The sequence below is a fragment of the Adlercreutzia sp. CNCM I-6216 genome, assembly GCF_977113345.1.
On the sequence record NZ_CDSBIE010000001.1, the window covers coordinates 359,181 to 371,970 of the forward strand.

The following is a 12,790-nucleotide window of genomic DNA, read 5'->3' on the forward strand; positions in this document are numbered from 1 at the left end:
CCTCACCCAGCAGCCCATCGGCCCATCGCGCGCAACTACCGAGCCGCGAGCTTTTCATCTGGAAAATGTGCTTTTTTGTTCAGGCCTCTGACCTGGGAAATCTGGAGTTATACCAGGTCAAACTAGGTGTTTCCCGAAAACAGAAAAGCACATTTTCCAAATTTCGCGAGCCAAAATAGCACGTTTTCCAGATTTGGGCCAAAATGGCACATTTTCCAAAACGAGGAAGAGCCAGGCGGAACACACGAGGAGGGCGCCCCGCGCAGGGGACGCCCTCCCGGAAGGATGACAGCCGGCAGGCTGTTATCGGTACATCCTAGGCTGCTCCAGGCAGAATGAGCATCGCAGCGGTAAGGATCACCATGCAGACGATGCCGAGGACCACGAACAGCTTCGCGCCGAACTTGAGCCAGGTCGAGTACTCGATCTTGGCGAGGGCCAAGCCGCCCATGATGGCGCCGGAGGTCGGCGTGAACAGGTTCACAAGGCCGTTGCCGGCGGAGTAGATCATGACCATGGTCTCGACCGAGAAGTTCAGCTGGCTGGCCAGACCGCCCATGATGGGCATGGACACGGTGGCCATGCCGGAGGAGGACGGGATCAGGAAGGACAGGACGATGTAGAGCAGGAAGGACAGCGGCGCGAAGATGATCGCCGACATGCCCGCGAGCGCGTTGGCCGCGTTGTTCAGGATCCACATGTCCAGACCGGTGGAGGCCATGAGCACGGTGATGGAGCGGGCCAGCGCGATGATGAGCACGACCGACATCATGTCGGCGGCGCCGTTGATGAACGCCTTCACGAAGCGGCTCTCGGACACGCCTCCGATGACGCCGATGATGAGCGCCATGAGCAGGAACCACGTGGAGGCCTCGTCGAAGTACCACTGGCCCAGAGGAATGCCAGTCAGGAAGCTCGACCAGGCCGGGGTGACCTCCTCCTCGGCAACGGAGGTGGCCTCGAAGGGAGCGGCAACCTCGGTGGTGGTGCCGTTGGCCTCGTCGTAGGCGGCAATGACCTCATCGCCCGCAACCGTCGTCGTCACTTCCTCGTAGGACTGGCCGGCCACAAAGCCGTCGAAGCCCAGATCCTCCCAAGGAATGAACGAGACGATCATGATGACGAAGGTGAGCGCGAACACGATGAGGGTGGCCTTCTGGCGACCGGTCATCTTCGGAGCCATATCCTGACCGTCAGTAGCCTCGGCCTCGGAGTCGGTCATGCCCCACTCGTTCATCATGTCCTGCTGCTCCTGCAACGACAGGAAGGTGGAGCCCTTGTCGGCCTTCACCTTCTTGGCGTAGCGCATCACGAAGATGATGGAGATGATCGTCGTCGTGAGCCAGAGAATAGCGCCGAGCGCGATGATGATGCCCTGGTTGACGGCAATGCCGATACCGGAAAGCGCATCGACGGCCACGCCCACGGCGAACGGGTTCACGGTCGAGCCCAAAACGCCGCAGCCGGCGCCCAAAAGGACGACCGCCGCGCCGGTCAGGCTGTCGAAGCCGGCCGCCACCATGGTGGCGGCGAGCAGCAGGTAGAAGGGCACCGTTTCCTCGCACATGCCGTAGGTGGTGCCGCCGATGGAGAAGATGAACATCAAAATGGGGATGAGCACGAGCTCGTTGCCCTTGAGCTTGTGCACGAGCGCGGCGATGCCGGCATCGAGCGCGCCGGTCTCGGTGACGATACCGAGGAAACCGCCGAGGATCATAACGAACAGGCACACGCCGATGGCGTCCTGGAAGCCGAAGACCGGCGCGGTGAGCACGCCGGAGAGCGTAGCGCCCTCGATGCCCTCGACGCCGCAGGCGGCCATGATAACGGTAATGACCGCAAGCGCCACCAGGATGATCAGCAAAATAGTGAACGAAGAGAGGCTCGCGCGCTTCTTCTTTTTAGTATCAGCCATGGGAGTTTCTCCTTAAGGGAGAGGCGGCCGATAAGGGAGATCGGCCGCCGTTTGGACAGGAAGAAAGCCTAGATAGCCTCGCGCCAGGCCGGCATGGACATGCAGCGCGGGCCGCCACGGCCGCGGGAGAGCTCGGCGGACGGCATGACCAGGCAGTTGATGCCGTTCTTGTACAGCACGTCGTTGGTGACGTTGTTGCGCTGGTACACCACCACGGTGCCGGGGCGCACGCAGAGCGTGTTGGAGCCGTCGTTCCACTGCTCGCGCTCGGCCGCGATGCGGTCGCCGCCGCCGCAGGGGATGAGCTTCACGGGCTGGCCGACGTACTCGGTCAGGATGGACTCCAGATCCTCGTCGCGCTCGCGGATCTTGGTGCCGCCGTTGCCGTCCGGGGTGATCTCGAAGACGGTCAGCGGGCCCATGATGCCGGGATGGATGGTGAACTTGTCGTAGTCGATCTGGGTGAACACCGTGTCCAGGTGCATGAAGGCGCGGGACACCGGGATGTTGAACGCCAGGATGGTGTCGATGGTCGAGGTCTCGTCGCTGAACACGTTGTGGGCCAGCTGATCGATGGCGTCGGGCTCGGTGCGCTGGGAGATGCCGATGGCCAGCACGTGGTCGTTGATGTTCAGCACATCGCCGCCCTCGATGTGGAAGGTGTTCTCGCGGCTGTAGTACTGCGGCACGTCCTTGAAATCCGGATGATAGTTGAAGATGTAGTCGCCGTAGATGGTCTCGCGGTTGCGCGTCTGGCTGTACATGCGGTTGATGCCCACGCCGTTGCCGATCATGTTGAACGGATCGCGGGTGAAGTACAGGTTCGGCATCGGGGCGCACACGAGCTTCGTGCGGTCGGACACCATGTCCACGAGCAGGTTGGTGTGCTGCTGCGGCAGCTCCTGCAGGTTGATGCCCGCCATGGTCTTCATGACCATGTCCTTGGTGCCGGCGTACTCGCTATTGATGTAATCCTTGATGATCTGGGTGTACAGGTCGGTGCGGATGCCCGCCTCGTAGATCCACTGGTCGAGGAACTTCTCGCGCAGGCCCGGGTCGGTGTCCAGGGCCTCGGCCATAAGGTCCTCCAGATAGACGACCTCTACGCCCTCCTCGCGCAGAATGCCCGCGAAGGCGTCGTGCTCGGCCTGAGCGACCTCCAAGAACGGGATGTCGTCGAACAGCAGCTCCTCCAGCGTGTTCGGGGTGAGGTTCAAAAGCTCGTTCCCCGGGCGATGAAGGATAACCTTCTTGAGGTTGCCGATCTCGCTCTTGACGTTTACTCCTTGCATGTGACTCTCCGATCTGGCGCGTCCGCGCCACTCGATTGCCGGCTGCCGCGGTTTCCCTCCACGGCCACGCGAGTCCCGAAGGAACTGGCTCGCGATTTCATGAATCCAATGTGCAGGAACTATGAAGTTTGCGAAAGGTCTAAACCAGTTGTAGCTCGGCCCCATCAGCCAAGCGCCTTCCTTCGGGTTCCTTCTACAACCAACCTAAACCGCAGGTCACTTACGCTTTTTAAAAACTCTGATTATTGACTTTTCGTCAGGCAATTAAGCGCTGTTACCGTTTCGTAAGCTTTCTGCTCAAGAGTTTTCGCCCAGGCGCGTCTCCACAACTCTCCTTCGAGCGACGCATTCGGGGAACGCAGAGCGCCATCCAGGCCCCCATCGCTCTCGATGGCTTCCCCCGGCCCTCGAAATTCCCCGCGAAGCGATATAATGAGCTTAAAAAGAGGGTTTGATGCAGGCTGGCTGGAACGAAGGGGTCTATGGGACTGGCGATTTTCTACGAGACGCTCTTGGTTATTCTCGTCTCGGCACTGACGGCGGCGGTTTGCCTTTCCTCGTATCTGGTAACGAAGCGGAAGACGATGCTGTTCGCCTGCATCGCGTTCATGTTCTACTTCTTCGACGTGGCCTCCATCCTGCAGGACGACTATGCGGCGCGCGAGCTGGCCTCGGGGCTGACCCAGGAGTACTATTTCATCCGCTCGCTCTACACGATGGTCACTGGAGCCGGCTTTCTCGGCGCCTTCTGGTTCATGGTCTGCGAGTACATCGGTGAGTGCCGTCGCAGCATCCGCATCACGCCCATCGTCGTTTATGCCATCCTCTCGCTGATCCTGCTCGCCATCTCCGGCGAGAGCAAGGTGCTGAGGTTCTGCTATTACAGCTGCCGCGCCGCCTTCATGTTCTGGATCCTGGCCTATGGCGCCGTTCACTACCTGCGTACGAAAGACCCGGTCGAGCGGCAACGGCTTGGGCGCTACAAGAACCATTGCATCGCTCTCGCCCTGCTCGGAATGGTCATGGTGGCCGAGGATGCGCTGTTCTTCCTCGTGCTTTCCACCGACACGCTCACAATAGGACCGTTCACGTTCTCGGCGGAGCGAAACTACGCCGAGAACGTACTCATGATGGTCTGCGCAGCCATGACCTGCTGGTTCGCCCTGCGTCAGCTGGATATTCACTCCAACAAGGCGCCTGTGGTGGACGACACCCTCCGCTATCGTCAGACAGCCGAGGATCTGCTCGTCTACGCCAAGCGCCACCAGCTGACGGCCCGCGAGCAGGAGGTGCTCGACTACATCCTGCGCGATCAGGACAACCAGAACATCGCCTCGGCGATGTCGCTCTCCCCGTCCACCGTGAAGGTGCACGTGCACAACATCCTGCAAAAGACGGGGCATACCAACCGCCAGGAGCTCATCCAGGATTCCTGGAAGACGGTGTAAGGGACTCCTCTGACTGGGAGGTCGGGAGGAGGTATCCCCAGCCCGCTGCGCGCTTTATCCCCCTGCGAACGCGGCAAAAGAAATAGCGGAAGGAACGCACATAGGCCGGTACCATCCCCGCATCGCTGCTGCTGAAGTGGAAGCTATTTCTTAACGGCCGCGTTCTCCAGGGGGCGCGCAGAGGTCTGGGGATACCTCCTCCCGACCTCCCGGCGCATGGATTACTCGGCTGACTCGATCGACTCGCTAGTGCGCTTCGGCCCAGGTGGGGCCCCAGCTGACGTCGGCGATGAGGGGCACCTTCAGGCTGACGACGCCTTCCATGACCTCTTTCACCATGGCGGCCAACCGCTCCACTTCCCCAGCCGGCACCGAGAAGTCCAGCTCGTCGTGCACCTGGATCATGAGCTGGGCCTCAAAGTCCTCGGCCAGAAGACGGCGCTGCACCTCGTTCATGGCCATCTTGATGATGTCGGCGGCGCTCCCCTGCATGGGATGGTTCATGGCCGTGCGCTCGCCGAAGGCCCGCTGCTGGCCGTTGGAGCTCTTCAGCTCGGGAATGTGGCGCTTGCGGCCGAGCATGGTCTCGGCGAAGCCGCGCTCGCGGGCCTCGGCGACGGTCTCGTCCAAGTAAGTGCGCACGCCGGGGTACGCCTCGAAGTAGCGGTCGATCATCTCGCGGGCCTCGGCCACGGGGATGTCCAGCGTCTGGGAGAGCCCGAAGGCCTGCTGGCCGTAGACGATGCCGAAGTTCACCGCCTTGGCGCGGCTGCGCAGCTCCGGTGTCACCGCCTCCACCGGCAGACCGAAGACGCGAGAGGCCGTGGAGGCGTGGAAATCCGCCCCGGAGTTGAACGCCGCTACCAAGTGCTCGTCGCCGGACAGATGCGCGAGCAGGCGCAGCTCGATCTGCGAGTAGTCCGCCGACAGGAACAGCTCGCCCGCCCGCAGCGGCACGAAGCAACTGCGGATCTGGCGGCCGAACTCGGTGCGCACGGGAATGTTCTGCAGGTTCGGGTCGGATGACGACAGGCGCCCGGTCGTGGTGACCGTCTCGTTGAACTGGGTGTGCACGCGGCCGTCGGCGGCCCGCATACGGGGCAGGGCGTCAATGTAGGTGTTCTTGATCTTCGAGAACTCGCGGTAGCGCAGGATGAGGTCGGGCAACGGATGGATGGCCGACAGCTCCGTGAGCACCTTGGCGTCGGTGGAGTACCCGCGCTGGTTCTTCTTCACCGGGGGCAGTTCCAGCACCTCGAAGAGGATGTGGGCCAGCTGCTTGGGGGAACTCAAGTTGAAGGGCTCGCCGGCCAGCTCGTAAATCTGGGCCGTGAGACCGTCCACCTCGGCCTGGGCCTCGCGCCCCAGCGCCTCCAGGCGCTCCGCGTCGATGGCGGCGCCCACGCGCTCCATGACGGCGAGCACCCCCACGAGCGGCAAGTCGATGTCGGCGTAGGCGTCCCAGCTGCCGTCCTTCTTCAGCGCCTCCTCCAAGAGCCCCTTCAGCAGACGAGCCGCCGTGGCGCGGATGGCCGCGCGCTCGGCGTCGGTTTCGGCCTCGGGCAGCGTGGAGGCGGCCAGGGCCTCCATGAGCGAGTCGTAGGTGTAGGCGGAAAGCGACGAGTTCAGCACGTAGCCCGCCACGGACAGGTCGAAGCCGTCGGCAGAGAGCACCTCCCCATCGCTCACGAGAGCCGGCTCGGCGGTGTCGGCCGGGTACACCCGATGCAGCTCCGCCTTCACATCCAGGGCCACGAACGAGCCTTCCCGAACCACCTGGGCGAGCAGCGCCAGCGCGTCGTCTCCCACCGCGACGACCGTTGCCTCGTCGGTGGCGAACGCGCCGGTCGCCCCCTCGTCGAACAACGACACCTGCTCCGGATCGACGAAGGCGACGCCGATGGTCTCCCCCGCCTTCACGGCCCGGGCGACCTCGGCCGCGCCGGCGTCCCCCTCGAGCACCGGCGCCACTTCCAACTTCGCCTCGCGCGAGGGCGGCTCGGCATCGATCATGGCCAGCACCCGGGCCAAGGGGCTCGCCAGCTGGTACTTGCCGAACACCTCCTCCACGTCCGCCGCGTCGAAGGCGGGAAAGCTCACCGCCTCCAAGTCGAGGGGGAAGTCCAGATCGGTCACGATGGTCGCGATCTCCCGGGACAGAAACGCCGTCTCGCGATTGTTCTCAATGTTCTCCTTCTGCTTGCCCTTGAGCTCCCCCACGTGCTCGTAGATGCCCTCCATCGACCCGTAGGTCTGCAGAAGCTTCGTGGCGGTCTTGGGCCCGATGCCGGGCACGCCGGGGATGTTGTCGGAGCTGTCGCCCATAAGCCCCAGGTAGTCGATGAACTGGGCCGGCGTCACGCCGTAGCGCTCCTCCACCTCGGCCGGTCCGTTGATGGTCACGTCCGTGATGCCCTTCTTCGTGGTCACAATGCGCGTCAGCTCGCTCGCCAGCTGATAGGCGTCCTTGTCGCCGGTGACGAGCAGGGTCTCGTATCCCAGCGCCTCGTCGCGGGCGGCAATGGTACCCAGAATGTCATCGCCCTCCCAGCCGGGCACCTTCACCACAGGGATGGCCATGGACTCGAGCAGCTCCTGAATGACGGGGAACTGCACGTGTAGCTCCTCGTCCATGGGCGGCCGCTGCGCCTTGTACTGGGCCATGGCCTCGATGCGGTGCACCGGCTTGCCGGCGTCGAAGGCGCACACCACCGCGTCCGGCGAGGCCATCTCGATGAACTTGCAGAGCATGGTGAGGAAGCCGAAGACGGCGTTGGTGGGGGTGCCGTCCTTGGCGGTCATGGGCGTCTGCACTGCATGGTAGGCGCGATGCATGAGCGAGTTTCCGTCGATAACGGCAATCTTTTTTGACATTTCGAGCCTTTCGAGTCTTAGGCGTTCCACAAATAGCCGACGCCGCGCACCGTCTCCAGGCGCTGAGCGAGCTCCGGGCCGAGCTTGGCGCGAACGCGGCGCACGTGGACGTCCACGGTGCGGCTGCCGCCGTAGTAGTCGAAGCCCCACACGCGGCGCAGCAGCGCGTCGCGAGAGTAGGTGCGGCCCGGGTGAGTGACGAGGAAAGCGAGCAGGGCGTATTCCAAATAGGTGAGGTCCACCGGCTCGCCGCCGACCTTCACCTGGTAGGTGGCAAGGTTCACGGTCATGTTGTCCACGGTGATGTAGTCGGCCGAGCTGCCCTCGTTGCCGGGCCACAGCAGCTGTCGAATGCGGGTGGTGCACTCGGCGGCGCTCGCCCCGTGCACGACGAAGTCGGCCTTGCAGGACACCGGCAGACGGAACTGGGCCAGCTGGTCCTCGTTCACGATGACGAGCATGGCAGTGGCACCTTCCTCGGCAAGCGCCGCCTCCACCGAGGCCACCGTGCCCAGAGCGTCGCCCCGAGCCTCGTAGATGACCAGATCGTGGCTCGGGTGCGCCGCGAGTAGCTTCTTGAACTGCACCGACGAGCCCGCAGCCACGTCCACGTCCAACTTCGAGAGTACCTGCTGGAACTTGTGGGCGTTGTCGAGGCTGTCGGCGATGAAGATTACCGTTTTGCGCTGCATGCTACAACACCGCCAAATTGCGCTCGAGCTCCCACGCGGTCACGATGCCCTGGTAGGCCTCCCATTCCTCGCGCTTGGTGCGCACGAGGTAATCGTGGATGTGCTCGCCCAAGGTCTCGCGCATCAGCTTGCTCTCCGCGAAGCGCTCCACGGCCTCGCCGAGGGATTCCGGCAGCGTCTCGATGCCCCGGGCGCGATGCTCGTAGCGGGTGCAGCCGATGGGCGCGGCCTCGTCGGCCGGGGGCATAAGCTCAAGCCCCTCTTCGATACCCGCAAGCCCCGCGGCCAGCATGACGGCGAAGGCAAGATAGGGGTTCGCCGCCGGGTCGGGGCTGCGCAGCTCCACCCGGCAGGCCGACTCGCTGTTCGGGCGATAGCCCGGGATGCGCACCAAGGTCGAGCGGTTTCGCGCGCCCCAGCTGATGCAGGTGGGCGCCTCCCCTCCCGGCTGCAGGCGCTTGTAGGAGTTCACGTACTGGTTCGTGACCAGCGTGTACTCCGGCGCGTACTTCAGAAGGCCGGCGATGTAGCTCTTCGCCGTGGCCGACAGGTTGTACCCGGACGGATCGTCCGGGTCGAAGAACACGTTGTTGCCGGAGCGATCCATGAGACTCTGGTGCACGTGCATGCCGTTGCCGGGAGCATCCGCCATGGGCTTGGGCATGAACGAGGCGTACACCCCGTGCTTCATGGCGATTTCCTTCACCACCTGCTTGTAGGTCATAACGGCGTCGGCCATGGAGAGCGCGTCGGCGTAGCGCAAGTCGATCTCGTGCTGGGAGGGGCCCTTCTCGTGGTGGGAGTACTCCACGGGAATGCCCATCTTCTCCAAAGTGAGCACCGTGTCGCGGCGCAGATCGGAGGCGGAATCGAGCGACGTCAGGTCGAAGTAGCTGCCATGATCGAGCACGTCGGTGCCCTCGGCGTCCTTGAAGTAGAAGTACTCCAGCTCGGGCCCTACGATAAACGAGTAGCCGTCCTCGGCGGCGCGGCGCACCACCCGCTCCAGCACATGGCGCGAATCTCCCGCGTAGGGCTCCCCCTCCGGCGTGCGGATGTCGCAGATCATGCGGGCCACGGCGTTGGCCTGGGGACGCCAGGGCAAGATCTCGAAGGTGGAAGGGTCGGGAAAGGCCAGCATGTCCGACTCCTGCGCCGCCGAGAAGCCCTCGATGCAGCTGGCGTCGAAGCCCATGCCCTCCTCGAAGGCGCTCTCCAGCTCGCCGGGCACCACCGCGAAGGACTTCATGTTGCCCAAGACGTCGGTGAACCAGAAGCGAACGAAGTGAACATCTCTGCTCTCAACCGTTTTCAGGACGAAGTCCTGCTCCGGATTCGCAACCATATCTACTCCCATCGGTCGCGTTGCGTTCAACTCCCTAGCATTATAAAACCGCGCCCGCTCCCCTTTGCGGGAATTCACAGGACGGCAAAAGAAAAGGCCCGCCGCACCGGAGTGCGAGCGGGCCTTGCGTTCACCGAATGCGATGACGTGCTACTCGGCGGCCTCCACGGCCTCGGTCACCTCGGCGTCGGTCAGCTCCACGCCGGGAGCCTCCTCGGCGGTGCCGGCGGCAGCGGCGTCTTCCATGGCGTCAACGTCGGCCTGAGCCTCGGCGCGGGCGGCCTCCTCGGCGGCCTTGGCGGCATAGGCGGCGGCACGCTCGGCCTTAGCGGCGGCCTTGGCCTCGCGCTCGGCCTTCTTGGCGGCCTCGCGCTCGGCGATCTGAGCGGCGCGCTCGGCCTTCTTGGCGGCCTCGCGCTCGGCCACGACGTCCTTAGCGGCGCCGAAGCGGTCGGCGAAGCGCTGGACGCGTCCACCGGTGTCGATGAGCTTCTGGGTGCCGGTGTAGAACGGATGGCAGGCGTTGCAGATGTCGATCTTCAGCTCGGGCTTGGTGGAGCGGGTGGTGAAGGTGTTGCCGCAGCTGCACTTCACGACGCAGTCCACGTACTCCGGATGAATACCTTGCTTCATTGGGTTCTCCTAACTTCCTTGGTTTCCGACCAAGGGGCCGAATGCGGCTTGGTTTCCGACCAAGCCCTGAGACAAGCTTGTCTATATTAGCACCGTTTTCGCCGAATGCAAGAAAAAAGACCCGCGCAACACGGGTCTTTTTCATTTCGCTCCGCGAGCGGGTGTTTAGATCTCGGTCACCCACAGGCCGTGGAGGTTGCAGTGCTCGTAGACCTTGAGCGGCGTCTCGCCCTCGGCGATGACGAACTCGGCGTGGGGCGCCTCGCCCGGATTCAGCGGGTGAATCTGGTAGCCCTTGTCGGTCACCAGGCAGATGAACTGGATCCAGTGCTCCTCCAGCATGGGATGATCCACCGAGCCGACGTTCACGACGACCTTGTTGCCCTCGACCTCGACGGCGGGCACGTGCTTCTCCAGGGCGGCGTCCTGGGAGCCGGCGACCAGCTCAACCATCTTCTCGCCGCAGCACACCAGCGGCACGCCCGCGTCGAAGACCTTAACGGCAATGTTGCCGCAATGCATGCACTTGTAGAATTTCACGTCCATGTTCTACCTCATATCTCTTGTAGCTGCTCGTTACAAAGAGCCGCAGACGCGCTGTCCGCGGCCTTGAAATATTGTACTGGAAGGAGTGCCACCCCGATTTCCGCAACGCCGGGTGACACCACGTCGTTACAAGAAAACCCGACGGAGCGCCTAAGCCGCATCGCCAGGGACAGACGGCGGCTGAATCTCCTGCGGTCCGGCCTGGGGATGCCGCGTCCTCGCCGCATAGATGAGCAACGCGATGCCGGCCACGATGAGTGGCGCCGAGAGCACTTGGCCCATGGTGAGCCAGCCGCCCCACAGGTATCCCAGTTGCACGTCGGGCTCGCGCACGAACTCGATGAGGAAGCGGAAGATGCCGTAGAGCACCAGAAATGCGCCGAGGAAGGTGCCCTGGGGCCTCGGCGGGTACTTGCGCGAGAGCGCGAACAGGACGCAGAAGATGACGAGCCCCTCCAGCACCGCCTCGTAGAGCTGGCTGGGATGCCGCGGCATCATGCCGGCCGCGCCGCCGAACACCACGCCGAGCGGCCCGTCGGTGGGCGCGCCCCACAGCTCGCCGTTCACGAAGTTGGCGCAGCGGCCGAAGAACAGGCCAATCGGCGCCGCAATGGATCCCAAGTCGGCCAACGTGAGAAACGGGATGCGCGTCATACGGGCAGCTACGGCGCCGCCGATAAGCAGCCCCACGAGACCGCCATGGAAGCTCATGCCCCCCTGGTTGAACGCGAGTATCTCCAGCGGATGGGACAGGTAGTAGCCGTCGCCGTAGAACAGCACGTATCCGATGCGCGCACCCAGCACCACGCCGACGATGGCGCAGACCATGAGCGTGAGCAGGTTGTCCTCGCTCATGCCGAGCTTCCAGCGCTTCGCCACGAAGTAGATGATGGCGGCGGCGCAGACGAACCCGAGCACGTAGGCCAGGCCGTACCAGCGCACCACCAGAGGCCCCAGCGAGAAGGCGATGGGGTCGAGCCCCTGATAAATGTCGTTCAGCATTACGATGTTCCCTCATGGGCGCCCATACCAGCACCCAGCTCGATAGCGGCAAATACAACTTCCTCCCGCAACTCGGGCGGAATGGTCAGAAGCGCCGAGATGCGGGCGGCGCAATGGGGGCAGGTCAGCGTGAACAGCGCCAGGTCGGAGCGCAGGGCCATGAGCGACTCGTAGGATCGCACATCGACGTCATCGGCCCCGCAGGCCGGACAGGTCACCTTCGCTTTCACCGCTCTCACCGCCTTCGCTCGCGCTTGAACCTTTACCGAACCGCATTGTAGCAGAGCCCCTCGACAATCACGCAAAAGCAAGCCCTCTCACCCAACCGCCTTCTCGTTCTTTGCAAAAAGTCGAGAGAAAATGGTCACAAAATCGAGTTCTGGGTTCGGCTGAACCCTAAAGAAGGAAGCGGTTGCGGCCGCTGAACTTGTCGCGCGTGCGGGTCTCCGGATCGATATCCGGCCCGTTCACAAGGAAATGCTCGCAGAAGCGGCACACCTGCTTGACCGCCGCGTCGTAATCGCGATTCGGGTTTAGAAGCACCCCGAAGTCCTCGCACACCACATGGGTCGGTCGATGGCACGCCGCGTAATGGCAGTCTGCCGGGCACGGCTCCCCCGGCACGTTGTGCGGACAGCGCCCCTGCATCTCGTCATCGCACCCGCGACGGCTCCAGCACCCTTCCATACACCAGCCTCTCTCGCAAAAAAGCGGGCCCGCCAGAGCCCGCTCATCTTCCAGATCTGTTGCCGCCTACATCGCCGGCACCACGGAGGTAACGCCGGGCACGCGCTCCTTCAGGATGCGCTCAACGCCATTGGCGAGCGTCATCTGGGACATGGGGCAGCCCTTGCAGGCGCCCTGCAGCTCCACCGTGACGACGCCGTCGTCGGACACGTCCACCAGCTGCACGTCGCCGCCGTCGGCCTGCAGGCTCGGGCGGATCAGCTCCAGCACCGCGGCCACATCGGACTTCTCAACCATGAGTCACTCCTATCGTGAGAGGTTTTCTTATATCGGCCAGCATCATAACACAGAGGGCG

Annotated in this window: 12 protein-coding genes; 1 reads left to right on the forward strand and 11 read right to left on the reverse strand. The window is 63.5% G+C overall.

Annotated features, from left to right (window positions below; genetic code table 11):
• Positions 1–316 precede the first annotated feature (316 nt).
• Together ACYVRU_RS01445 and arcA are read right to left on the reverse strand one after the other, a co-directional pair.
• Complete coding sequence (locus ACYVRU_RS01445) at positions 317–1,915, reverse strand: YfcC family protein (RefSeq protein WP_278572304.1); 1,599 nt, start codon at positions 1,913–1,915, stop codon at positions 317–319.
• Positions 1,916–1,983: 68 nt separating this feature from the next.
• The gene (arcA, locus tag ACYVRU_RS01450; RefSeq protein ID WP_270357790.1) at positions 1,984–3,207 is read right to left on the reverse strand and encodes an arginine deiminase; all 1,224 of its coding nucleotides are present in this window, start codon (positions 3,205–3,207) and stop codon (positions 1,984–1,986) included.
• A gap of 482 nt (positions 3,208–3,689) precedes the next feature.
• Here arcA and ACYVRU_RS01455 point away from each other — a divergent pair, with 482 nt between their 5' ends.
• Positions 3,690–4,655, forward strand: a complete 966-nt coding sequence (locus ACYVRU_RS01455) for a helix-turn-helix transcriptional regulator (protein ID WP_461185649.1) — start codon at positions 3,690–3,692, stop codon at positions 4,653–4,655.
• Between the two features lie 246 nt (positions 4,656–4,901).
• On the opposite strand, the gene polA is transcribed toward ACYVRU_RS01455, so the two are convergent.
• The 9 genes from polA to ACYVRU_RS01500 form a co-directional block, all read right to left on the reverse strand.
• Positions 4,902–7,529, reverse strand: coding sequence for a DNA polymerase I (gene polA / locus ACYVRU_RS01460; protein WP_461185650.1), 2,628 nt, complete (start codon positions 7,527–7,529; stop codon positions 4,902–4,904).
• Positions 7,530–7,546: 17 nt separating this feature from the next.
• Complete coding sequence (locus ACYVRU_RS01465; RefSeq protein WP_418686932.1) at positions 7,547–8,221, reverse strand: winged helix family transcriptional regulator; 675 nt, start codon at positions 8,219–8,221, stop codon at positions 7,547–7,549.
• A 1-nt stretch (position 8,222) separates the two neighbouring features.
• On the reverse strand, positions 8,223–9,566 hold the full coding sequence (locus ACYVRU_RS01470) for a glutamine synthetase family protein (RefSeq protein WP_022740169.1): 1,344 nt from the start codon (positions 9,564–9,566) through the stop codon (positions 8,223–8,225).
• A gap of 150 nt (positions 9,567–9,716) precedes the next feature.
• On the reverse strand, positions 9,717–10,199 hold the full coding sequence (rpmE, locus tag ACYVRU_RS01475; protein ID WP_022740170.1) for a 50S ribosomal protein L31: 483 nt from the start codon (positions 10,197–10,199) through the stop codon (positions 9,717–9,719).
• Positions 10,200–10,364: 165 nt separating this feature from the next.
• Positions 10,365–10,745 (reverse strand): desulfoferrodoxin family protein, encoded by a 381-nt coding sequence (locus tag ACYVRU_RS01480; protein ID WP_270357797.1) that lies wholly within the window; start codon positions 10,743–10,745, stop codon positions 10,365–10,367.
• Between the two features lie 150 nt (positions 10,746–10,895).
• Positions 10,896–11,747: a prolipoprotein diacylglyceryl transferase gene (lgt, locus tag ACYVRU_RS01485; RefSeq protein WP_461185651.1), complete on the reverse strand. Its 852-nt coding sequence runs from the start codon at positions 11,745–11,747 to the stop codon at positions 10,896–10,898.
• Positions 11,747–11,977: a CpXC domain-containing protein gene (locus tag ACYVRU_RS01490; protein WP_022740173.1), complete on the reverse strand. Its 231-nt coding sequence runs from the start codon at positions 11,975–11,977 to the stop codon at positions 11,747–11,749. Before ACYVRU_RS01490 ends, lgt begins: the two co-directional genes overlap by 1 nt.
• Positions 11,978–12,143: 166 nt before the next feature.
• Positions 12,144–12,434, reverse strand: coding sequence for a hypothetical protein (locus ACYVRU_RS01495; RefSeq protein WP_041714575.1), 291 nt, complete (start codon positions 12,432–12,434; stop codon positions 12,144–12,146).
• 66 nt (positions 12,435–12,500) lie between these two features.
• On the reverse strand, positions 12,501–12,731 hold the full coding sequence (locus tag ACYVRU_RS01500; protein WP_022740175.1) for a NifU family protein: 231 nt from the start codon (positions 12,729–12,731) through the stop codon (positions 12,501–12,503).
• Positions 12,732–12,790 lie beyond the last annotated feature (59 nt).